Origin of the sequence: Herbihabitans rhizosphaerae (assembly GCF_004216555.1) — a bacterium.
Classification (GTDB): domain Bacteria; phylum Actinomycetota; class Actinomycetes; order Mycobacteriales; family Pseudonocardiaceae; genus Herbihabitans; species Herbihabitans rhizosphaerae.
The window spans coordinates 269,953-291,960 of the sequence record NZ_SGWQ01000008.1 but is presented as its reverse complement, the minus strand read 5'-3'; the positions used below and the strand labels follow the sequence as shown (position 1 = coordinate 291,960).

22 protein-coding genes are annotated in these 22,008 nt (G+C 69.6%); 15 read left to right on the top strand and 7 right to left on the bottom strand.

Annotated features, from left to right (window positions below):
- Nucleotides 1-130 precede the first annotated feature (130 nt).
- Complete coding sequence (locus tag EV193_RS33485) at nt 131-283, top strand: hypothetical protein (RefSeq protein WP_165401475.1); 153 nt, start codon at nt 131-133, stop codon at nt 281-283.
- A 10-nt stretch (nt 284-293) separates the two neighbouring features.
- On the opposite strand, the gene EV193_RS23495 is transcribed toward EV193_RS33485, so the two are convergent.
- Entirely contained in the window at nt 294-851 is a 558-nt protein-coding gene (locus EV193_RS23495) for a hypothetical protein (RefSeq protein ID WP_130346427.1), read from the bottom strand.
- 33 nt (nt 852-884) lie between these two features.
- On the opposite strand from EV193_RS23495, the gene EV193_RS23490 reads away from it, so the two are divergent.
- Nucleotides 885-1,679, top strand: coding sequence for a methyltransferase domain-containing protein (locus EV193_RS23490; RefSeq protein ID WP_130346425.1), 795 nt, complete (start codon nt 885-887; stop codon nt 1,677-1,679).
- On the opposite strand, the gene EV193_RS23485 is transcribed toward EV193_RS23490, so the two are convergent.
- Complete coding sequence (locus tag EV193_RS23485; protein WP_165401474.1) at nt 1,676-3,136, bottom strand: galactose oxidase early set domain-containing protein; 1,461 nt, start codon at nt 3,134-3,136, stop codon at nt 1,676-1,678. The two genes, EV193_RS23490 and EV193_RS23485, sit on opposite strands and share 4 nt — an antisense overlap.
- 238 nt (nt 3,137-3,374) lie before the next feature.
- On the opposite strand from EV193_RS23485, the gene EV193_RS23480 reads away from it, so the two are divergent.
- On the top strand, nt 3,375-5,072 hold the full coding sequence (locus EV193_RS23480; protein WP_130346421.1) for a sodium:solute symporter family protein: 1,698 nt from the start codon (nt 3,375-3,377) through the stop codon (nt 5,070-5,072).
- 37 nt (nt 5,073-5,109) lie between these two features.
- Nucleotides 5,110-5,397: a hypothetical protein gene (locus EV193_RS23475; RefSeq protein WP_130346419.1), complete on the top strand. Its 288-nt coding sequence runs from the start codon at nt 5,110-5,112 to the stop codon at nt 5,395-5,397.
- 95 nt (nt 5,398-5,492) lie between these two features.
- On the opposite strand, the gene coaE is transcribed toward EV193_RS23475, so the two are convergent.
- Nucleotides 5,493-6,686, bottom strand: coding sequence for a dephospho-CoA kinase (coaE, locus tag EV193_RS23470; protein ID WP_130346417.1), 1,194 nt, complete (start codon nt 6,684-6,686; stop codon nt 5,493-5,495).
- Nucleotides 6,687-6,824: 138 nt separating this feature from the next.
- Here coaE and EV193_RS23465 point away from each other — a divergent pair, with 138 nt between their 5' ends.
- Nucleotides 6,825-7,043 (top strand): hypothetical protein, encoded by a 219-nt coding sequence (locus EV193_RS23465; RefSeq protein ID WP_130346415.1) that lies wholly within the window; start codon nt 6,825-6,827, stop codon nt 7,041-7,043.
- A gap of 22 nt (nt 7,044-7,065) precedes the next feature.
- Here EV193_RS23465 and EV193_RS23460 read toward each other — a convergent pair whose 3' ends face one another.
- Nucleotides 7,066-7,650, bottom strand: a complete 585-nt coding sequence (locus EV193_RS23460; protein ID WP_130346413.1) for a hypothetical protein — start codon at nt 7,648-7,650, stop codon at nt 7,066-7,068.
- A 32-nt stretch (nt 7,651-7,682) separates the two neighbouring features.
- The gene (locus tag EV193_RS23455; RefSeq protein ID WP_165401473.1) at nt 7,683-9,206 is read right to left on the bottom strand and encodes an amino acid permease; all 1,524 of its coding nucleotides are present in this window, start codon (nt 9,204-9,206) and stop codon (nt 7,683-7,685) included.
- A 242-nt stretch (nt 9,207-9,448) separates the two neighbouring features.
- Here EV193_RS23455 and EV193_RS23450 point away from each other — a divergent pair, with 242 nt between their 5' ends.
- From EV193_RS23450 to EV193_RS23430, 5 genes are read left to right on the top strand one after another with little or no spacing between them, the layout of a single operon-like run.
- Complete coding sequence (locus EV193_RS23450; protein ID WP_130346411.1) at nt 9,449-10,825, top strand: glutamine synthetase family protein; 1,377 nt, start codon at nt 9,449-9,451, stop codon at nt 10,823-10,825.
- Nucleotides 10,806-11,531: a gamma-glutamyl-gamma-aminobutyrate hydrolase family protein gene (locus tag EV193_RS23445; RefSeq protein WP_130346409.1), complete on the top strand. Its 726-nt coding sequence runs from the start codon at nt 10,806-10,808 to the stop codon at nt 11,529-11,531. Before EV193_RS23450 ends, EV193_RS23445 begins: the two co-directional genes overlap by 20 nt.
- A complete protein-coding gene (locus EV193_RS23440; protein ID WP_130346407.1) occupies nt 11,528-12,883 on the top strand; it encodes an aldehyde dehydrogenase family protein in 1,356 nt (451 codons plus the stop codon). Before EV193_RS23445 ends, EV193_RS23440 begins: the two co-directional genes overlap by 4 nt.
- 3 nt (nt 12,884-12,886) lie before the next feature.
- The gene (locus EV193_RS23435) at nt 12,887-13,651 is read left to right on the top strand and encodes a 3-oxoacyl-ACP reductase (RefSeq protein ID WP_130346405.1); all 765 of its coding nucleotides are present in this window, start codon (nt 12,887-12,889) and stop codon (nt 13,649-13,651) included.
- A complete protein-coding gene (locus EV193_RS23430; RefSeq protein ID WP_242613602.1) occupies nt 13,629-14,366 on the top strand; it encodes a FadR/GntR family transcriptional regulator in 738 nt (245 codons plus the stop codon). Before EV193_RS23435 ends, EV193_RS23430 begins: the two co-directional genes overlap by 23 nt.
- A gap of 73 nt (nt 14,367-14,439) precedes the next feature.
- On the opposite strand, the gene EV193_RS23425 is transcribed toward EV193_RS23430, so the two are convergent.
- Entirely contained in the window at nt 14,440-14,961 is a 522-nt protein-coding gene (locus EV193_RS23425) for an NUDIX domain-containing protein (RefSeq protein ID WP_130346403.1), read from the bottom strand.
- A gap of 68 nt (nt 14,962-15,029) precedes the next feature.
- On the bottom strand, nt 15,030-16,529 hold the full coding sequence (gene rpsA / locus EV193_RS23420) for a 30S ribosomal protein S1 (protein WP_130346401.1): 1,500 nt from the start codon (nt 16,527-16,529) through the stop codon (nt 15,030-15,032).
- Nucleotides 16,530-16,845: 316 nt separating this feature from the next.
- On the opposite strand from rpsA, the gene EV193_RS23415 reads away from it, so the two are divergent.
- The 5 genes from EV193_RS23415 to EV193_RS23395 all read left to right on the top strand — a co-directional run bounded on the left by EV193_RS23415 (nt 16,846) and on the right by EV193_RS23395 (nt 21,966).
- The gene (locus tag EV193_RS23415; RefSeq protein WP_242613612.1) at nt 16,846-17,643 is read left to right on the top strand and encodes a class I SAM-dependent methyltransferase; all 798 of its coding nucleotides are present in this window, start codon (nt 16,846-16,848) and stop codon (nt 17,641-17,643) included.
- Nucleotides 17,574-18,563, top strand: coding sequence for a GNAT family N-acetyltransferase (locus EV193_RS23410; protein WP_341273189.1), 990 nt, complete (start codon nt 17,574-17,576; stop codon nt 18,561-18,563). The genes EV193_RS23415 and EV193_RS23410 overlap by 70 nt, the downstream gene beginning before the upstream one ends.
- Before the next feature lie 183 nt (nt 18,564-18,746).
- Complete coding sequence (locus tag EV193_RS23405) at nt 18,747-19,385, top strand: hypothetical protein (protein WP_130346397.1); 639 nt, start codon at nt 18,747-18,749, stop codon at nt 19,383-19,385.
- The gene (locus EV193_RS23400; RefSeq protein ID WP_130346395.1) at nt 19,382-21,376 is read left to right on the top strand and encodes a YhgE/Pip domain-containing protein; all 1,995 of its coding nucleotides are present in this window, start codon (nt 19,382-19,384) and stop codon (nt 21,374-21,376) included. Before EV193_RS23405 ends, EV193_RS23400 begins: the two co-directional genes overlap by 4 nt.
- Nucleotides 21,373-21,966 carry a TetR/AcrR family transcriptional regulator gene (locus tag EV193_RS23395; protein WP_242613601.1) on the top strand — a complete coding sequence of 198 codons (594 nt, stop codon included), beginning with the start codon at nt 21,373-21,375 and terminating at the stop codon, nt 21,964-21,966. The genes EV193_RS23400 and EV193_RS23395 overlap by 4 nt, the downstream gene beginning before the upstream one ends.
- The last annotated feature ends 42 nt before the right edge of the window (nt 21,967-22,008 follow it).

Below are 22,008 nucleotides of genomic sequence, written 5' to 3'. Positions count from 1 at the left end.
TTCGACATACCGGACCGCCAACCATCAAACTACAGAGACGAGCAGCTTAACTTAGCGGTATTGACCAGAATGGACCGACGCACACCACATCATCCACTGGATCGACGGCGGAATAACCTCAGCAGAACTCATGACCCTGCTCTGCCGACACCACCACACCACCATCCACCAACAAGACTGGGAAATCATCATGCGCAACGGCATCCCGCACTACATCCCGCCCGCGTGGATCGACCCGGATCGCAAAGCAATCCGCAACACCATGCACGTCGGCGCTGCATAGAGAGGTACAGCTACCGAATCAAATGGAGTCGCCCACCGGTGAACCCACGAAGCGCGGCGTCCAGTTCGTCCACGCGCCGATGGCCCGTCTTCACCGAATAGCTGAACGGCGCGCCGAGCATGCGGCGCATCCCACGAGCGATCCTTCGCGCCTTTCCCGGATCACCACCGGCGAGACTGTCCGGAGCGTCGAGCACGTAGACGAACAGCCCCTTCGCGAGACCTTTGCGAGCGATCCGCACGGCAGTTATCTGTGTCCACGGCACGAACTGTCGCTCCTTCGTCGCATAGGCCCACAACCACATCCCGTCGGTGTTCAGCGTGGGCGGTTGCTGGATCATGACGACGATCCAGCGCAGCATCCAGCAGAATCCCGCGAGGCTCACCATCATGGCGGCGACCGCCACGACGAACAGCGCCACGGAGGTCGCGTCCACGAGTGCGTGTGGTCCGCTGGCCATCATCGAGATCTGGAACACGTACAGGGCTGCCAGGAGCAGGATCAGCGCGCCGAGAACATATGCCGGCCATTTCTTGACTGTGACGACGTACTCCGGCGGCTGAGGCATGGGCCGCAGCCTAGTGGCGGATAACGTTGGCGCATGACCTACACGCACGGGCACCACGAGTCGGTGCTGCGCTCGCACAGCTGGCGCACGGTGGAGAACTCAGCCGCGTACCTGCTTCCCCACCTCCACAGCGGACAGTCCATTGTGGACATCGGGTGCGGGCCGGGCACGATCACCGCCGATCTCGCCGAGCGGGTGGCGCCTGGGCGGGTGACGGCGCTGGAAGCGTCCGAAGAGGCGCTGGGCGGCGCTCGTGTGCACGTCGGCGACCGTGGTCTGTCGAACGTGGACTTCACGATGGGCGATGTGCTCGCGCTCGATCTCCCTGACGACGAGTTCGATGTGGTGCACGCGCACCAAGTGCTACAACACGTCTCCGATCCGGTGCAGGCGCTCCGCGAGATGCGCCGGGTGTGCAAGCCCGGCGGCTTGGTCGCCGCGCGTGACTCGGACTACGCCGCGTTCACCTGGTACCCGGTGGTGCCCGAGCTCGACGAATGGCTGACGATGTACCGCCGCACCGCGATCGGGAACGGCGGCGAACCTGACGCCGGCCGACGTCTGTTGGCCTGGGCGCAGGCGGCTGGGTTCACGGATGTCACCGCAACCGCCTCGGTCTGGTGCTTCGCCTCGCCGGAAGACCGCGCGTGGTGGAGCGGCATGTGGGCGGAGCGCGTCACCGACTCGGCGATCGCGGAACATGCGGTGGCGCAGGGGAACGCGACTCGGGCAGACCTGGAGCGGCTTGCTGAGGGGTGGCGTACCTGGGGCGCCTCGCCGGACGGCTGGTTCATCGTCCCGCACGGCGAAATCCTCTGCCGGACCTAACCGGCGAACCAGATAAACCGGGCCTCGCTGGGCACGCCGTCCTCGGTGAGCACGAACAACATGTAGTACCCGGGCGGCGCGGCGGCCGCGGTGGGCGGCCCGTACGCGAACAACCGCCCTGGGCCGGCGGGCTCGATCCGCAGCTCGATGTGCCGCTGTTCGCCGTCGACCGAGTGGGTCGCCGCACCGGGCGCGACGAGCACCGCACGTGACACCGGCCGTCCGGACCACGCGATCTCGAAGGGCTCGTCCGCACTGACCGCGTCCTGCCGCGGCCCGATGATCATGGGCCGCTCCCCGCGGAACAGGTACGGCGGGTGGTACAGGTCCATCGAGCCGGGCACACCACCAGCGATGAGTACCCGCGCGTCCGGCAACAACACAGCCGTGGACGGGTTCTCGTACGGCCGGGTGCACGACGGGCCGACCGTCCAGGCCCGCGCCTCCGGGTCGTACAACTCGACCTGCCCGCCGGCCACGCCGAACACGGTCCCGTCCGGGAGCACCACCATCGCCTCGGTGTCGACGCGCGACGCACGGTCCGAGTCCTTGTGCCACGCCTGCGTCCCGACATCGAACCGCCAGCAGGTCGCCACCGCACCGCTGATCAGCACCTCGGTCGGCCCGGCCGGCCCACCCGGCAGCGGCACGACGCCGCAGCAGATGTCCGACTCCGGCCTCGGTCGCAACGGCTCGACCCGCCACGTGTCGGCGTGCACGCGGTACTGCTCGTCCGGCAACTCGCCGAACAGGTACACCCAGCCGTCGGCGAGCGCGCAGGCGTGCCGCACCGCGCGGTTCACCCGGTCGGGTCGTCGTGCGGCCGGCAGACCAGTGATCGACCGGGCGGCGCGGGCCGGCAGCGGCATGGACACCGCCGGAAACACCTCAAGCACATCGGTTCGCACGCCGTTCTCGTCCACTCCGCCGACGATTCCCATTCGCCCGGACGCCGTCCGAAATGCGGTCGGCGCCCATCGTCCGACAGCCATGTCGGCTTGCCGGTACCAGTGCCGCCCCCACGGATCGAAGGTGAAGACGGTGCGCATTCCGCTCTGTTTTCCACCGTTCGCCAAGTTTCCACCGAAAACGGCGAGCGTTCCGTTGGACATGAACGCCGTGCCGGCCCGGAACAACGGCGCCGGACGCGGTTCGCCGGTCCCGTCCGGCGGGTCGACAACCGGCGGGTGGGCCGGCGCCCAAGCCTCCAAACCGTTGCCAGCCCTGGGTTCCCACAGGTAGGCGTGCCCGGAGTTGCGCGATCCCGGCGTGAACGTCGGCGCGCTCAACGGAGGCATTTCGGTGGGCAGGCCGAAACTGAACGACAGCACCGATCCGGTCGGCAGAACGGCGAGATGCACCCCGTGATCGGGTGTGGGAATCGGGTTCTGGTTCTCGAAGGCGCCGACGGTTCCAGGGTCGAGAGAACGGGTGGCGACTGGACTGGCGATGGTCATCAATTCCCCCAAAGAATCGAACCCACCCAGTACGCGGAACGTTGGCACGCGCGCGCGTTCTGTGTCAACCTCGGGGGCGCTAAAACTCGCGACGTAGCCACTAAATACCGCCAGGTAACGGTTTGACGACGGTCGGCTGCCGGCGCGCGGCGGTCTAGACCATGCCAGGCCCCGGGAGTACGGTGCGACGGCAAACAAATTCGACGCTCGGTTCCCCCGATGACGCTGGAGTCGACACATGGTTCTAGCCCAGGCCAATCTCCGCCTCGATGCCAACGCGATCGACTACCTGTTGCTCGCGTTCTACTTCACGCTGGTACTCGGCATCGGATACCTCGCGAAACGCCAGGTGTCGACCAGCCTCGACTTCTTCCTGTCCGGGCGATCGCTGCCAGCATGGGTGACCGGGTTGGCCTTCATCTCGGCCAACCTCGGCGCGATCGAAGTCATGGGTATGTCGGCCAACGGCGCCCAGTACGGCATGCCGACAGCGCACTACTTCTGGGTCGGCGCGATCCCCGCGATGCTGTTCCTCGGCATCGTGATGATGCCGTTCTACTACGGCTCCAAGGTGCGCAGCGTCCCCGAGTTCATGTTGCGACGCTTCGGGAAACCGGCGCACCTGGTGAACGGCATCAGCTTCGCCACGGCGCAGATCCTGATCGCCGGCGCGAACCTGTTCCTGCTCGCCAAGATCGTCAACGTGCTGCTCGGCTGGCCGATCTGGCTCGCGATCATCCTGGCCGCGGTCGTGGTGCTCACGTACACCGCGCTCGGCGGGCTGTCCGCGGCGATCTACAACGAGGTACTGCAGTTCTTCGTGATCGTCGCCGCCCTGGTGCCCCTGACCATCGTGGGTCTCGTCAAGGTCGGCGGCTGGCAGGGCCTGGTGGACAAGATCGGCCTCGCCCCCGGCAGCCAGCCGGACGTGAACTCCTGGCCGGGCACCAACATCACCGGCTTCGGGAGCCCGTTCTGGTCGGTCGTCGGTCTGGTGTTCGGCCTCGGCTTCGTGCTGTCCTTCGGCTACTGGACGACGAACTTCGTCGAGGTCCAGCGCGCGATGGCGTCCAAGAGCATGTCGGCGGCGCGGCGCACCCCGATCATCGGCGCGTTCCCGAAGATGTTCGTGCCGTTCATCGTGATCATCCCCGGCATGATCGCCGCGGTCACCGTCACCGAGTTGATGGGCGCGAACCGCACGGCATTGGTCGGCGACAAGAGCGCGCCGAGCGGTGCGACGTTCAACGACGCGCTGCTGCTCCTGATGCGGGACCTGTTGCCCAACGGCATGCTCGGCGTCGCGCTCGCCGGTTTGCTCGCCTCGTTCATGGCGGGTATGGCGGCCAACCTGAGCTCGTTCAACACGGTGTTCTCCTACGACATCTGGCAGAGCTACATCAAGAAGGACCGGCCGGACGACTACTACCTGAAGCTCGGCCGCTGGGTGACGGCCGGCGGCACGATCCTCGCGATCGGCACCGCGTTCATCGCGTCCACGTACGCCAACCTGATGGACTACCTGCAGCAACTGTTCTCGTTCTTCAACGCGCCGCTGTTCGCCACGTTCATCCTCGGTATGTTCTGGAAGCGGATGACCGCGACGGCCGGTTGGACCGGGCTGGTGTCTGGCACACTGGCCGCGGTCGGCGTGTTCCTCCTGTCCGAGACCGGCGCGATCGACCTGCCCGGCCAGGGCGCGAGCTTCGTCGGCGCCGGTGCGGCGTTCGTGGTCGACATCGTGGTGAGCGTCGCGGTCACCTACGCGACCGCGCCGAAGCCGGAGGCACAACTCGTCGGACTGGTGTACTCGTTGACACCGAAGGAAACCCGGCAGCACTCGACCACCGGTGAGGACGCCGGCTGGTACCGCAACCCGGCGCTGCTGGCCGGCATCGTCCTGGCCATCACGATCATCCTGAACATCATCTTCTGATGCCTACAATGGACAGTCCACAGTGGAGGGAGCACCGATGAGCACGAGCACCGGCGGGCGCCACACCTCGGCGTTCGACGTCCGGCTGATCATCGCCCTGCTGCTCGGGGTCTACGGGGCGGTGCTCACCATCATGGGCGCCGGCTTCACCAGCGACGACGATCTGGCCAAGGCGGACAACGTCAACATCAACCTGTGGGCGGGCATCGCCATGCTGGTCGCCGCGGTGTTGTTCGTCGCGTGGGCCAAGATCCGCCCGCTCGTCATCCCGGCGGCGGAGACCACCGAGGAACCCGCCGCGGGCGACACCACCGAAACCTCTTAGCCCAAACGCGCGAGTCCCGCGTTCAGGCACGGTGAGTCCCGCGCTCGTGCTGCCTGAGCGCGGGACTCACCGGTGCAGGGCGCGGGACTCGCGAGTTACGGGTGCCAGTTGGTCGTGGTGGCCCAGGCCTCGGCGCGCTCGAAGGCGTCGTCGAACCAGGGTTCCTTCGCCTCGGCGTAGCGGCCGGCATCGTCGTCGCCGGTGAACTCCTTGGCCAGCCGGCGTTTCAGGGCTTCGTACTCGGCGCGCGCGTCGGCGTCGGCGCGCATCCAGTCACGGAACAACAGGGCGAACCGCCACCCCGCGCGCCCCTCGACCCGCAGGTGCACGTTGGCCGGCCGGCCAGGGTCGGTCCCCGCGTGCACCCGTTTCACCCACTGCTCGGGATCGGGTGCCGCCGGCTTCGGCTCGTCGCCGGTGATCGACGCGAATCGCGGGAACCCGGCACCGTCCAGCGCACCGGCGAGCGCGTCGGCGTCGTCCATCGAGGCGACCGTGACCTGCAGGTCGATCACGTCCTTCGCGGCGAGGCCGGCCACCGACGTCGACCCGATGTGGTCCACGCGCAGCGCCTTCTCCCCCGCCGCGACACGGATCCGCGCGATCAGCCGCTCCGCCTGCGCCGGCCAGGTCGCGTCCGGTTCGACGATCCGCGGTCCGCCGTACGCGGCACGCCGGTGCAGGCGCACGTTCGACTCGTACCCGGTCAGCCGATCGGCCCACAGCGCGTCCACTTCGGACAGCACGACCTCGCGCGCGCCCGAGTTGTCCAGCCACACGTCGGCCACCGCGCGGCGGCGCACCTCGTCGGCCTGCGCGGCGATCCGGGCGCGCGCGTCCTGTTCGGACATTCCCCGATCGGCGATCAGCCGGCGCACCCGCACGTCGACCGGTGCGTCCACCACAATCACCAGGTGGTACGCCGGGGCGAGGCCGTTCTCCACGAGCAGCGGCACGTCGTGCACCACCACGGCGTCCGGCGGCGCGGCGGCCATCAGCTCGGCCGTGCGCGCACCGACCCGAGGGTGCACGATCCCGTTCAGTGTCGCTCTGTGCTCCGGGTCGGCGAACACCAGCTCGCCGAGCTTGGGCCGATCCAGCGAGCCGTCGTCGCGCAGCACGTCCTCGCCGAACGCGCGCACGATCTCGGCGAGCCCGTCCGAACCGGGCGCCACCACCTCCCTGGCGAGTTGGTCGGCGTCGACGACGACCGCGCCGTGCTCGGCGAGCCGGTTGGCGACGGTGGACTTGCCGGACCCGATGCCGCCGGTGAGGCCTACGCGCAACATGCCGGCATTCTCGCAGGACGATCTTGCTGTGGCCGAACCGTTACCCTCCACCTGAGGTTGACACGCCGCGCGTCTTCCACGGTTTTCGCACGTCATTGGCCTACGGTGCGTCTATCTGATCACCCACACGGAGGACGCATGCGACGGAACAGGCACCCGGGGAGGCATCGGCTTGGCACGCCGGGCCTGGTGCACTGCCTCCAGCATCGTCAGGTGGCAATGGCACTGGAGGACCACCGGCGCAGCTGGTGGTCCGCGATCACGGTGCCGGCGAAGCACAGCCTTGCCGGGCTGCGGCGGCGAGCGGTCGCCGCGGCGACGGAGAAGGCCTGGGCACCCGCGACCGCGCCGACCTGACGACGTGGCACGGATCGGGCGCTCACCTCGGGGTGAGCGCCCGATCTGCTATGCGCCCGAGAAGATCAGCCGCACGATCCGGTGGCACGAGTTCCGGAGCCGCCTCCACCACCACGGTCGTCCTGCCGTGCGCGGCGATCAACGTGCTCTTCCCGGCGAACACCGGGGTGGCCGGATCGAGCCCGGCCCGTGCCGCGACCACCTGGCCGCCCTTGGCCCGCTCACCGTCCATTGTGTACCCGACGCGATAGGCAGCGGTCGCGGCGTCGGTGTAGCCGGCCAGCGTGATCGTGAGCGTGGCGGCGGTACTCGGCGCACCCGTGGGAACGCCGTAGTAGCAGTCGATCCGCGTGGTCCGGCCGATCGCGGGTTCGGGCACGCCGACCACGGCCGCCGGCACGCCACTCACCCCGTTGCCGATGATCGACTCCACCTCCTCGCCTTGGACCACCTCGTGACACAGCCGCGGCACGGTCCGCTCGGCGCGCGGGGTGGGTGCCGGCGAGCCGGAGAAGGTGGGCACCGGTGGTGCTGGCGGCGGTGGCTGTCGCGTCGTACAGCCGGCCGCCATGACCACGACGAGCACACAGCACGGCAACCAGCGCATCGGCACACAGTATCCGTTGCGGCGCAAGGAAACTACGCTTTCAAGTCACGCTCCACCGCGGCCAGTTCCTCCTCGGTCCCCTGCACCTTCGGACCGGTGAACCACTTCCGCGCGGACACCACCCACCACAGCCCGGCGCCGCCGAGCACGATCAGGAACGCGATCGGCGTGTAGTTGAACGTGTCGACGGTGACCGGCGACTTCTGCGGCAGCATGAACAGCACGAAGATCAGCGCCACCCACACCGTCGCCACGATGCCGACCGGCCGGCCCCAACGGCCAAGGTGCCACGGCCCGCGCTCGAACTCGTCACCCCGCCGCACCCGCAGGAAGACCGGGATCACGTAGGCGACGTACAGCCCGACCACGGCGATCGAGGTGACGGCCGCGTAGGCGGTGCTGCTCCACAGGTACGGCAGCGCCAGCAGGAACGCGCCGCCGGCGGCGAGCCACACCGAGTTGGTCGGCGTCCTGGTCCGCTTGTTGATCCGGTGCCAGAAGCTCGATCCCGGCAGGGCGCCGTCCCTGGCGAAGGCGTAGATCATCCGCGAGTTCGCGGTCACCGAGGCCATGCCGCAGAACAGTTGCGCGCCGATGCAGATCAGCAGCAGGAGCTTGCCGGTGGTGGCACCGGTCGCGTCGATGAAGATCTGCGCGGGTGGCACGCCGGTCTCCGAGCCGACCGTGCCGTCGTAGTCCTGGATGGCGAACGTCAAGCCCAGCAACAGGATCCAGCCCGCGACGAGCGACACCACGATCGACCGGACGATGCCGCGCGGGCCGGCGATCGCCGCGTTGCGGGTCTCCTCGGTCATGTGCGCCGAGGCGTCGTAGCCGGTGAGCGTGTACTGCGCGAGCAGCAGACCGAGCGCGAACACGTACACCGACGAGCCCCAGCCGGTGTTGTTCACGAACTCGCCGAACACGAACGACGCGTCCTGGTGCTTGTCCGGCACGACCGCCAGCACCGTCACGATCAGCGCCACGCCGATCAGGTGCCACCACACGCTGATCGAGTTGAGCAGCGCGACCAGCCGCACGCCGAAGGTGTTCAGCAGCCCGTGCAGCACCAGGATCGCGCCGAGCAGCATGATCGTGTTGCCCGGTGTGGCCGCCATGCCGAACTGCAGGTTGAGGAACGCGTTCAGGAACAGCGCCGCGCCGAAGTCGATGCCGGCGGTCACCGCGACCTGGCCGATCAGGTTGAACCAGCCGGTGAACCAGGACCAGGCGGCCCCGTTGCGCCTGGCGAGCTTGGCCGCCCAGTAGTACAGCCCGCCGGCCGTCGGATAGCTGGAGCACACCTCGGCCATGCCGAGCCCGACGAGCACCACGAACACACCGACCAGCGGCCAACCCCAGATCATCGCGGCCGGGCCGCCGGTGGCCAGCCCGAACCCGTACAGCGTGAGGCAGCCGGACAGGATCGAGATGATCGTGAACGAGACGGCGAAGTTGGCGAAGCCGGACATCGACCTCCGCAACTCCTGGGCGTAGCCGAGGGCGTGCAGGCGGGCTTCGTCGTCGTCCGGGCGCTCGGTGGTCTCGGCTGCCATGCTCAGCTCCTCAAAGGTCTGAATGGGATCCTTTGAACCCGTAGAGTCTGCTCGGGTCCACAAAGCTCCGTCTATCCACCATTCGAGGTAACCCCAAAGTCGCACGACCGGACGATCGACACCTCCAGCCAATGGGACTAGTTTGACCCTTTGAATCCGCCGCGCCGGACTTTAGCGGGCTAAAGTACGCGAAACATGAACGAAGCGATCGATAAGTTTCGGCCACTGAAAGGGAGCGCCAGATGCCGGACGCCGAAGGCCCGCTCACCGTCGAGCGGCTCCGGGAGCTGGTCGACGCCGGCACGGTGGACACCGTGCTGATCGCCCTCACCGACATGCAGGGCCGGCTGCAGGGCAAGCGCTGCTCGGCACGGTACTTCCTCAACGAGGTGCTCGACCACGCCGCCGAGGCGTGCAACTACCTGCTCGCGGTGGACGTCGAGATGAATACCGTCGGCGGGTACCGCATGTCCTCCTGGGACACCGGCTACGGCGACTTCGTGCTGCGCCCCGACCTCGCCACGCTGCGCCTGGTCCCCTGGCACGACGGGACCGCGCTGGTGCTGGCCGACCTGGAGCGGACCGACGGCGGCCCGGTCCTCGCCTCACCCCGCCAGGTGCTGCGCGCCCAACTCGACCGGCTCACCGACCGGGGGCTCGGCGCGTTCGTCGGCACCGAGCTGGAGTTCATCGTGTTCGACGACAGCTACGAGCAGGGCTGGCGGCGGGCCTACCACGAGCTGACCCCGGCCAACCAGTACAACGTGGACTACTCCCTGCTCGGCACCGCGCGGATCGAGCCGTTATTGCGCGACATCCGCAACGGCATGGAGGGCGCCGGGCTGTACGTCGAGTCGGCCAAGGGCGAGTGTGCGCCCGGCCAGCACGAGATCGCGTTCCGGTACGCCGACGCACTGTCCACATGCGACAACCACAGCGTGTACAAGACCGGCTCGAAGGAGATCGCCGCCAAGCACGGCAAGAGCATCACGTTCATGGCGAAGTTCAACGAGCGTGAGGGCAACTCCTGCCACATCCACCTCAGCCTGCGCGGCACCGACGGCTCGCTGGTGCTCGCCGGCGACCGGCCGGGCGGCTTCTCCACCATGATGGAGCACTTCCTGGCCGGCCAGATCGCCTGCATGCGAGAGCTGACCTACTTCTTCGCGCCGAACATCAACTCCTACAAGCGTTACGTGCCAGGGAGTTTCGCGCCGACGGCGATCGCGTGGGGCGTGGACAACCGCACCTGCGCGCTGCGCACCGTCGGGCACGGCGAGTCACTGCGGCTGGAGAACCGCACACCAGGCGGCGACGTGAACCCGTACCTCGCGGTGGCCGCGATGATCGCCGCCGGCCTGCACGGGATCGACAACGAGCTGCCGCTGGAGCCCGAGTTCACCGGCAACGCGTACGCGGCCGGGGAAAGCGGGGACAAGCCGACCGTGCCGACCACGCTGCGCGAGGCCGCCGAGCTGTTCGAGGCGAGCACGGTGGCGCGCACGGCGTTCGGCGACGAGGTGGTCGACCACTACGCCAACGCGGCACGGGTCGAGCTGGCCGCCTTCGACGCGGCGGTGACCGACTGGGAGCGGATCCGTGGTTTCGAACGGCTCTGAACGCCCGGTCATCGGCGTCACCACGTACCTGGAGCGGGCCCGGTTCGGGCTCTGGGACACCGACGCGGCCGTACTGCACAAGTCCTATGTGGACTGTGTGTACGCGGCGGGCGGGAACCCGGTGCTGCTGTCCCCGGTGGGTGACTGGCGCGCGGAGACGATCGGCTGGCTGGACGGCCTGGTGCTGGCCGGCGGCGCCGACATCGACCCCGTCCGGTACGGACAACTCCCCCATCCGACGACCGGAAACCCCAGTACGGCAAGGGATTCCGCCGAGTTGGCGCTGATCGACGCGGCACGGCGACTGGATCTGCCGGTGCTCGCCGTGTGTCGCGGCGCGCAGCTGCTCAACGTCGCACTCGGCGGCACGCTGCACCAGCACACCCCGGACGTGGTGGGCACCGTGGAGCATCTCCCCTCTCTCGGTGTGTTCGGCGACGTCGAGATCACGGTGGAGCCCGGCAGCCGGCTCGCGGAGATCGTCGGCGAGTCCGCGGTCGTGCGCTGTCACCACCACCAGTCGCTCGACCAACTCGGCGACGGGCTGCGCGTCACCGCACGAGCCGCCGACGGAACCGTGGAGGGCGTCGAGCTGGACGGCGCCCGGTTCTGCCTCGGCGTGCAGGCACATCCGGAACAGAACACCGACGACGTCCGGCTGTTCGCCGCCCTGGTGCGCGCGGCCGGTCAGGGAGGAACACCGTGACCACCTTCCAGGTGATCAACCCGGCGACCGAGCAGCCGGTGGGCGAGGTCGAGTCGGCCGACGTCGAGCGGACCGACGAGGCGATCGCCCGTGCGGAAGCCGCCCTGCCGGCGTGGCGGGACGTCGCGCCAAGCGACCGGGCTCGGCTGCTGCGCCGGTTCGCCGACGCGGTGGACGCCGATCTGGAGAACCTCGCCCAACTGGAGGTGGCCAACTCCGGCCACACGATCGGCAACGCGCGCTGGGAAGCGGGCAACGTCCGGGACGTGCTGCACTACTACGCCGCCGCGCCGGAACGCCTTCACGGCAAGCAGATCCCGGTCCCCGGCGGGGTGAATCTCACCTTCGCCGAGCCGCTCGGTGTGGTGGGCGTGATCGTGCCGTGGAACTTCCCGATGCCGATCGCCGGCTGGGGGTTCGCACCGGCGCTGGCCACCGGCAACACCGTGGTGGTCAAGCCGGCCGAGCTGACCCCGCTGACCGCGATCCGGCTCGGCGAGCTGGCCAGGGACGCCGGCATCCCCGAGGACGTATTCCAGGTGCTGCCGGGCAAGGGATCCGTTGTGGGACAACGGTTCGTCACCCATCCGGCGGTGCGCAAGGTCGTGTTCACCGGGTCCACCGAGGTCGGCAAGCAGATCATGGCCGGGTGCGCCGAGCAGGTGAAGCGGGTGACCCTGGAGCTGGGCGGCAACAACGCCAACATCGTGTTCGCCGACGCCGATCTGGAACGCGCCGCGGCCACCGCGCCGTACGGCGTGTTCGACAACGCCGGGCAGGACTGCTGCGCCCGCTCGCGGATCCTGGTGCAGCGCGAGGTGTTCGACCGTTTCATGGAGCTGCTCGAACCGGCCGTGCGCGGAGTGGTCGTCGGCGACCCGGCGGACGAGCGGACCGAGATGGGTCCGCTGATCTCCGCGGCGCACCGGGAGCACGTCGAGTCCTATGTGGACGGCGATGTGGCATTCCGTGGAAGCGCGCCGGACGGGCCGGGTTTCTGGTTCCCGCCAACGGTTCTGACCCCGCCGGCGAATCACCCGGCGGTGACCGACGAGGTGTTCGGACCGGTCGTCGCGGTGCTGCCGTTCGACGACGAGGCCGACGCAGTCCGACTCGCCAACGACACCGAGTACGGGCTGTCCGGCTCGATCTGGACCCGCGACGTCGGACGCGCGCTGCGGGTGTCCCGCGGTGTCGAGGCCGGCAACCTGTCGGTCAACTCGCACTCGTCGGTCCGCTACTGGACCCCGTTCGGCGGGTTCAAGCAGTCCGGGCTCGGCCGCGAGCTCGGCCCGGACGCCGTCGATGCCTTCACCGAAACCAAGAACGTCTTCATCAGCACGGAGGAGTAGCACATGCAGCGCTTGCAGGACCGGGTCGCCGTGATCACCGGCGGTGCCAGCGGAATCGGGCTCGCCTCAGCGCGCCGCCTGGCCAGTGAGGGCGCGCGCGTGGTGATCGCCGACATCGACCCGGAGGCGGGCCAGGCGGCGGCCGACGAGGTGGACGGGCTGTTCACTCGCGCCGACGTCACCAGCGAGGCCGACGTCACCGCGCTGTTCCAGTCCACAGTGGACACCTACGGGCGGCTGGACATCGCGTTCAACAACGCCGGTATCTCGCCACCCGAGGACGACTCGATCCTCACCACCGGGATCGACGTGTGGCAGAAACTGCAGCAGGTGAACCTCACCTCGGTGTACCTGTGCTGCCGGGCGGCCCTGCCACACATGCGCGCCGCCGGCCGCGGCTCGATCATCAACACCGCGTCGTTCGTGGCCGTCATGGGTGCCGCCACGTCCCAGATCGCTTACACCGCAAGCAAAGGCGGCGTGCTGGCGATGTCCCGTGAGCTGGGCGTGCAGTTCGCGCGCGAAGGCATCCGGGTCAACGCGCTGTGCCCCGGCCCGGTGAACACTCCCCTGCTGCGGGAGCTGTTCGCGGCCGACTCGGAACGCGCCAACCGCCGGCTCGTGCACGTGCCGATGGGACGGTTCGCCGAGCCGGAGGAGATCGCCGGCGCGGTGGCCTTCCTCGCCTCCGACGACTCCTCGTACATCACCGCGTCGCAGTTCCTGGTGGACGGCGGGATCTCCGGTGCCTACGTCACTCCCCTCTGACGGTATCGACAAAGGGGGCGCCGACGCCGCGTTGTTCCGCCCGGTACGGGCGGGCAACGCGTTCGAGGAGACCGTCGAGCGGGTGCTGCAGGCGATCCGGCTCGGCGTGGTCCGCGCCGGTGAGCGGCTGCCGTCCGAGCGGGAGCTGGCGGTGCGGCTCGGCGTCAGCCGGATGACGCTGCGCGAGGCGATCAGGTCGCTGCAGGAGGCCGGGTACGTCGAGTCGAGGCGCGGGCGTTACGGCGGGACGTTCGTCAGCGAGCCGGCGCGGTCGGCGCGACCGGTCGGTGCGGCACCGTCCGCTGAGGAGTTGGACGACGTGCTGTGCCTGCGCACCGTCCTGGAGACGGGCGCCGCCGAAGCCGCCGCGAACCGCACGCTCGCCCCGCAGGCGCGCCGGCACCTGCGGGCGTGTCTGGACGAGTGCGCCGGCAGCCCGGGCGACGCCTACCGGCGCACGGACTCCCGGCTGCACCTGGCCATCGCGGAGGCGACCGCCGCGCCGTCACTGATCGCCGCGGTCGCCGACGTGCGCACCCGGCTGAACGCGATGCTCGACGCGATCCCTTTGCTGCCACCGAATATCGAGCACTCGAACGCGCAGCACACCATGATCGTGAACGCCATCCTGGACGGCGATCCGACCGTGGCCCGGCGCGCGATGGCCGAGCACGTGGACGGCACGGCGGCGCTCCTGCGAGGATTCCTCCGCTGATCGCGCGAGTCCCACCCTCAGCGCCCCGAGTTCCACCCTGACGCAGACACGCGTGTCTACACGAGGGTGGGACTCACCGTCCTGGGGGTGGGACTCGCGATCGGACCGCGAGCGTGATCAGGTCCGGGTACCAGTCGGCGTTGGTGAGCAACAACTTTCCTGCCTCTGCCGGCTCGACGGCGCGCACCTCCAACACGGTCTCGCCGTCCTCGGGTGCCGCGGGCGGACCGTCGATCACCACGTCGGCGGCGCACCACAGCCACGCCTTCTCCGGGTGCGGCTGGTGCGGGCGGTACGGCTCGGGATGGTCGGTCACCGTGTGGTGCGCGCCGAGCGGGCGCACCGGGCCGGCCAGCCGCGCGCCCGCCTCCTCGTGCAGCTCGCGGGCGAGGCACTGCTCGACGGTCTCCCCCGGCTCGCGGGTCCCGCCAGGCAGGAACCACACGTCGCGGTCGTCGCGGCACACCACGACCCGATCACCGGCGAACCCGACCACGTGCACGTTGGTCACCAACTCGTCGGGCGGCAGCACGGTGGAGAACCGCGCATCGATGCCGCCCCACTCCCACCGCTGCGGCTCGAACAGCTTCTCCATCACTACCTCCCCAATGAGAAAGCCCCGCACCACAAGGGGTGCGGGGCTTCCACGTTGTTGCTAGGCGATCACGCGCCGCCGGACAGCTTCTCGCGGAGCGCCGCGAGCTGCTCGTCGCTGGCCAGCGTGCCACCGCTCTTGGCCGGGGTGTCCGGAGTCGACTTGTACTCCTTCTCGCCACCGCCACCCTCGGCTTCGGCACCCTCGCCGTTGGCGGCGGCCTCGGCCTCCGCCTCCGCGGCCTTGGTGACCTGCTTCATGTGAGCCTCGTAGCGGGTGTGCGCCTCGGCGTACTGGCGCTCCCACTCCTCGCGCTGCGTGTCGAAGCCGTCCTGCCACTCCTGGGTCTCCGGGTCGAAGCCCTCGGGGTAGATGTAGTTGCCCTCGGCGTCGTACTCGGCGGCCATGCCGTACTGCGTCGGGTCGAACTCCGTGTCCGGGGTGACGCCCTCGTTGGCCTGCTTGAGCGACAGCGAGATCCGCCGGCGCTCCAGGTCGATGTCGATCACCTTGACCAGGACCTCGGTACCGACCTGCACGACCTGCTCCGGGATCTCCACGTGCCGCTCGGCCAGCTCGGAGATGTGCACCAGGCCCTCGATGCCCTCGTCCACGCGGACGAACGCGCCGAACGGAACCAGCTTGGTGACCTTGCCCGGCACGATCTGGCCGATCGCGTGGGTGCGGGCGAACTGGCGCCACGGGTCTTCCTGCGTCGCCTTGAGCGACAGGGACACGCGCTCGCGGTCCATCTCCACGGAGAGGACCTCGACGGTGACCTCCTGGCCGACCTCGACGACCTCGGACGGGTGGTCGATGTGCTTCCAGGACAGCTCGGACACGTGCACGAGGCCGTCGACGCCGCCGAGGTCCACGAACGCACCGAAGTTGACGATGCTGGACACGACGCCCTTGCGGACCTGGCCCTGCTGCAGCTTGGTGAGGAACTCGGTGCGCACCTCGGACTGCGTCTGCTCCAGCCAGGCGCGGCGGGACAGGACCACGTTGTTGCGGTTCTTGTCCAGCTCGATGATCTTCGCCTCGAGCTCGCGGCCGACGTAGGGCTGCAGGTCGCGCACGCGGCGCATCTCGACCAGCGAGGCCGGGAGGAAGCCGCGCAACCCGATGTCCAGGATCAGACCACCCTTGACCACCTCGATCACGGTGCCCTTGACCGGCTCGTCGGACTCCTTGAGCGCCTCGATCGTGCCCCAGGCGCGCTCGTACTGAGCACGCTTCTTGGACAGGATCAGCCGGCCCTCCTTGTCCTCCTTCTGGAGAACGAGGGCTTCGACCTCATCGCCGACGGTGACGACCTCGTTGGGGTCGACGTCGTGCTTGATCGACAGCTCACGCGAGGGGATGACACCCTCGGTCTTGTAGCCGATGTCGAGCAGGACCTCGTCCCGGTCGACCTTGACGATGGTTCCCTCAACGATGTCGCCGTCGTTGAAGTACTTGATCGTCGCGTCGATGGCGGCGAGGAAGTCCTCCTCCGTCCCGATATCGTTGATCGCGACCTGCTGCGCCTTGGCTGGCGTCGGGACGGTGGTGGTGTCGGTGGACATTAGGTAGGTGGCTCCGGTACGGATTGGGGTTAGTTGGGTGTGTAGTTCTGGCGCGCGTGGCGAGGACGCGCGCGACCCGTTCCGCCTTCTAGCATCGAGCTCAGAGCCAGGATGAACAGCGGGCAGCGCTAATCCACTGCGCGGGCGGTATCCTACGCGGCCGCGCGATCGTCGGGCAAACCCGGGGCCCCATATCGGGCGCGAAAGGACCAGCATGCACGCCGAGTCCGAAGCTGACAATACCGAGCAGACTCGGTCGAACACTCCTGATCACGTCAGCGATCAACGGCACGCGGCCACCGAGGCGGCGCTCGGCATGGTCGGCACGGCCCAACGCGAGGTCGGCTCGCTGGAGGCACAGGCGGCGAGTATTACCTGGTGGGACGCGGATGCCGACGCCTATCACGGCGAGCACGGCGAGTTCCTGGGCACGGCCGACTTCGTCTGGTGCCCGGAGGCGCTGCGCGAGCAGGACGCGCGCCTGCTCGGCGAGGTGCGCGGGCGGGACGTGCTGGAGGTCGGCTGCGGCTCGGCGCCGTGCTCGCGATGGCTGGCCGGCCAGGGCGCGCGGCCGGTGGCGTTCGACCTGTCGGCTGGCATGCTGCGCTACGCCCGCGCCGGCAACGCGAGCAGCGGGATCGAGGTGCCCCTGGTGCGCGCGAACGCGGAGCGGATCCCGTTCGCCGACGCGTCGTTCGACCTCGCGTGCTCGGCGTTCGGCGCGGTGCCGTTCGTGTCGGACCTGCACCGGCTGCACCGCGAGGTGGCGCGCGTGCTGCGGCCGGGCGGAACCTGGACCTTCGCCGTGAATCACCCGATGCGGTGGATTTTCCCGGACGTACCCGGCCCGGTCGGGATGACCGTCACCTCGTCGTACTTCGACCGCACGCCCTATCTGGAGGTCGACGCCGACGGGCGGGCCACCTACGTGGAGTACCACCGCACGATGGGCGACCACGTCGAGGCGATCACCTCGGCCGGCCTCGCGCTGGAGCGGCTGATCGAACCGGAGTGGCCCGACGGCCTCACCCGGGAGTGGGGACAGTGGACGCCGGAACGCGGCGCGATGTTTCCTGGCACGGTGATCTTCTTGTGCCGCAAGGGAAGGACGTGACCAGGCTCGCCTCGCTGACCGCGGCGCAGACCGCGCGGCTGACCGGCATGGACCCGTTGCTGCCGCCGGTCGCGCACCCGCCCGACGGTGAGGTGATCACGGCGGCGTTGCCGTCCGGCGAGCGGGTGGCCGGCGTGCTGGCGCGCACCCACCTCACGCCGGAACTGCCGCCGAGCCTGTGGTCCGCGCTGGACGTGTTCGAGCTGCATCCGCTGCTCGGCGCGCACGGCGGTGACGCGTTCGACGCGCTGGTCCCCCGCTGGCGCAACCTGGTCGAGATGATGCGACCGGGGGCCGACTCGTCGTGCGTGGTGTTCTGGCCGAGCCGGGACGCCGAGGTCACGAAGTCGTTGCTGCACCACGGTTTCGTGCCACTGTCGGTGATCGCGGTGCGCGGCCGCGAACCCGGTGACGAGCCGCCGCCGGGCGTGACGATCAGGCGGGCGACCGAGCGCGACATCGACACGGTCCTCCACCTGGCGATGGTGGAGCTGGCGTACTCCGCGCAGGTCGGCGGCACGGTGCTGCGTCCCGGGGCGGCGCGGATCAAGCGTGACGCCCTGATCCCCCGGCTGGCCGCGGGCGATCCGATGTGGCTGGCCGAGCGGGACGGCGTGGCCATCGGGCTGGCCGAGTGCTGGCTGACCGAATCCGAGCCGGGATCGTGGACCGCGACCCGGTTGCCGGTGGGCAGCTGGGGCTATGTGAACTGCCTGTCGGTGCTGCCCGACGCGCGTGGCGCGGGTGTCGGGCAGGCGCTGATGTCGGTGGCGCACAACGAGATGCACCGCCGCGGCGTGCGCGGCACGTTCCTGTACTACAACCCGCCGAACCCGCTGTCCTCGGTGTTCTGGGCGCGTCAGGGCTACCGTCCACTGTGGACTGTCTGGGAGGTCCGGCCGGCCACGGCGTTGCGCTGAAGCCGGCCCGTCCAACGTTTGCCGGTCTTCAAGACCCACAAACCCGGGGCACGGGTGTCCGTAAGAGCCGCAAACCGGTGCGGCGGGCGACGCTGAGTGGCGGATCACAAGGGTGTGCGGTTGCGTTTGGGCAGTCGTCGGACGACTATTTGTACTGACCAGTCAGTTTAAAGGAGTACACGAATGCGGATCGACGCCGAGCGGGTGGCGGTGGACTGCGCGCACGGGCCGCTGCTCGAGCCCACGTCGCTGCGGATCGCGGCCGGTCAGCTCGCCGTGGTCGCCGGAGAGCCGGCACACGCCCGCACCGCGTTCGGGCTGGCGCTGACCGGGCGCATCAAGCCCGCGTCCGGGACGGTGGACCGGGACGCCAAGACCTTGCGGGCGGCGAGCACACTGGTCGACTCCCCCGAGGTCACCGCACCCGAGGACGGCCTGCGCACCGCCGACGTGATCGCCGAGCAACTCGTCCTCAGTGGACAGCGGGCCGGGCGCGCCGCCGTGCGGGACTGGCTCGACGGGCTGGACGGCCGGACGCGGTTCGAGTCCGTACCGGGCGGCACCCGGACGCGACTGCTCACCGACATCGCCGCGGCCCGGCCGGCCGTGCGGCTGCTGGTGATCGACTCACCGGACCGGCACTCCCCCGATGCCGGCGCCTGGTGGCCACTCGCGCGGACGCACGCCCTACGCAACCGCGCGGTCGTCGTGCTGTGCGGGCTCGCCACCGCGCGCGCCCTGCCGGTCGAGGCCGCCCGGCTCGGCGCGCACCAGCAACCTGATCCCCTGGATCTCCTTGCCCCACAAGAGGAATCGTCATGAGCACGGTCCGACTCGCGATCACCGAGCTGCGCCGGGTCACCTCCGGCACGTTGCCCAAGCTGGCCGTACTGGCACTGGTGATCGTCCCGCTGCTGTACGGCTCGCTGTACCTGTACGCCAACGCCGACCCGTACGGCCGGCTGGACAAGATCCCCGCCGCCGTGGTCGTCGCCGACACCGGCGACAACGGGCGACAGGTGGCCGACAAGCTGCGCGAATCGGGCGCGTTCGAGTGGCACGAGGTGGACGCCGCCGAGGCCGAGTCGGGCGTTCGGGACGGGCGCTACACCTTCTCGCTGACGCTCCCCCAAGACTTCTCCGCCGCACTGGCTTCCAGCGGGAACTTCCAGCCGCGCCAAGGGTTTCTCACCGTCACCACGAACGACGCGAACAACTACCTGGTCGGCACGATCGCCGACAAGGTGATCTCCGAGGTGCGCAAGTCGATCACCTCCGAGGTGGGCTCCGAGGCCGCGGAGCGCTTCCTGGTCGGGTTCGCCACGATCTACGACAAGACCCGCGAGGCCGCCGACGGCGCGACCAAGCTCGCCGACGGTGCCGTCAAGGCTCGTGACGGCGCCGGCCAACTCGCCGGCGGCGGGCACGAACTGGCCGCCGGACAACGTCAGCTCTACGACGGGTCGAAGCGGCTCGCGGACGGCGCGACCCGTGCCGCTGCCGGCGCCGGCGAACTGTCCGGCGGGCTGAACACGTTGCGGGACAAGACGAAGCCGCTGCCCGAGCAGACCGCCAAGCTCGCCGACGGCGCACGGCAGGTGGCCGCCGGCAACGAGCGGGTCGCCCAGACCGGCGAGCAGGTGGCCGGCGCGGCACAGACGTTCGTGGACCACATCGGCGTACTCGACGCGAAGATCGCCGACGCACTGCGCAAGGCCGGGCTGCCCGAGGCCGAGGTGCAGCGGGTGCTCGCCCAGATCCGGCCGCTGCGCGGACCCGTGGACGAGGCCAACGGCAAGGTGCAGGGCGTGGCGAAGGATCTGCGCAAGCTGGCCGACGGGGCACACCAGGTGTCCGACGGCGCCGGCAAGCTGGCCGCCGCGACACCCGCGCTGACCGGCGGCATCGGCCAGGCCGCGGACGGCGCGCGGCAGCTCGGGTCCGGCACGGTCGAGCTGCGCGACGGTGCGGTGAAACTGCGTGACGGCGAGAAGGACGCGGTCACCGGCGCGGACAAGCTGGCCGGCGGTGCGGACGCGCTGCGCGACGGCACGGTACAGCTCGCCGGTGGCTCCACACAGTTGCGCGACGGGCTCGCCGGCGGGCTCGACCAGATCCCGCACCCGGACCCGGCCGCCCGCGACGCCACCGCCAAGACGATCGCCGATCCCGTTGCGGTGCAACAGGTCTCCGACGCCAAGGCCGGCTCGTACGGCGCCGGGCTCGCCCCGTTCTTCCTCGGCCTTGCCACCTGGATCGGCGCGTTCGTGCTGTTTCTGCTGCTGCGGCCGCTCTCCGCGCGGGCACTCGCGGCCGGCCACTCGGCGGTGCGCACCGCGATCGCCGGCTGGCTGCCCCCTGCCGTGCTCGGGCTCGCCCAGGTGACGATCATGTACGCCGTGGTGACACTCGTGGTCGGCGTGGACGTGGCGCACCCGGTCGCCACGCTCGGGTTCCTGGCGCTCACCTCATTGGCGTTCGTGGCGATCGTGCAGGCGCTCGGCGCGGCACTCGGCTCGGTCGGCAAGTTCGTCGCGCTGGTGGTGCTGATCCTGCAGTTGATCAGCGCCGGCGGCACGTTCCCGTGGCAGACGCTGCCCGATCCGCTGTACCCGCTGCACGCCGTGCTGCCCATGGGCTACGTCGTGGACGGGCTGCGGCACCTGCTCTACGGCGGCTCGCTGTCGAGCCTCGGGCTGGACGTCGGTGTGCTGCTCGCCTGGCTCGTCGGCGCGCTCGCGGTCACCGTGCTGGCCGCCCGCCGCGACCGGGTGTGGACGCCGTCGCGGCTCAAGCCGGAGCTGGTCCTGTGAACGGCGCGCCAAGACCGTCCCGCACGTCGGTCACCAAGCAGAAGCTGTTCGACGCCACGCTGCGGCTGGTCGCCACGCGCGGGTTGGCCGGGCTCACCGTGGACGACATCGCGGCCGAGGCCGGTGTCGCCAAGGGCACCGTGTACTACAACTTCGGCAGCAAGGACGCGTTGATCGAGGCGCTGTTCCGGTACGGCGTTTCCCTTCTAGCACAACAGATCCGGCCGCGCGAGACGGTCGACCCGAGGCAGGCCGTCGAGCAGCTCGTGGACGGGATGCTGGTGTTCCTCGGCGAGTACCCGTCGTTCGCGCAGTTGCTCGTCAGCGAGATGTGGCGCACTCCCGGCCAGTGGCACCAGACGCTGTCGGTGCTGCGCGAGGACATCACGTCGATCTTCCGCGAGCAGGTGGCACTGGCGGCCGACGCCGGCCTGCTGCCGGACGGTGTGGACGTCCCGACCGCGTCCGCCGGCCTGTTCGGCACGGTGCTCGTGGTGACGCTGGACTGGCAGGTGTTCCACCCCGAGCGCTCGCGCGCCGAGGTGCGCGAGTCGGTGCTGGCGCTCGTGCGAGGGCTGATCCACCGCTGACGGTGGTTTCCGGCCCCGCCACGTGGGAGCCTGGATGGTGGA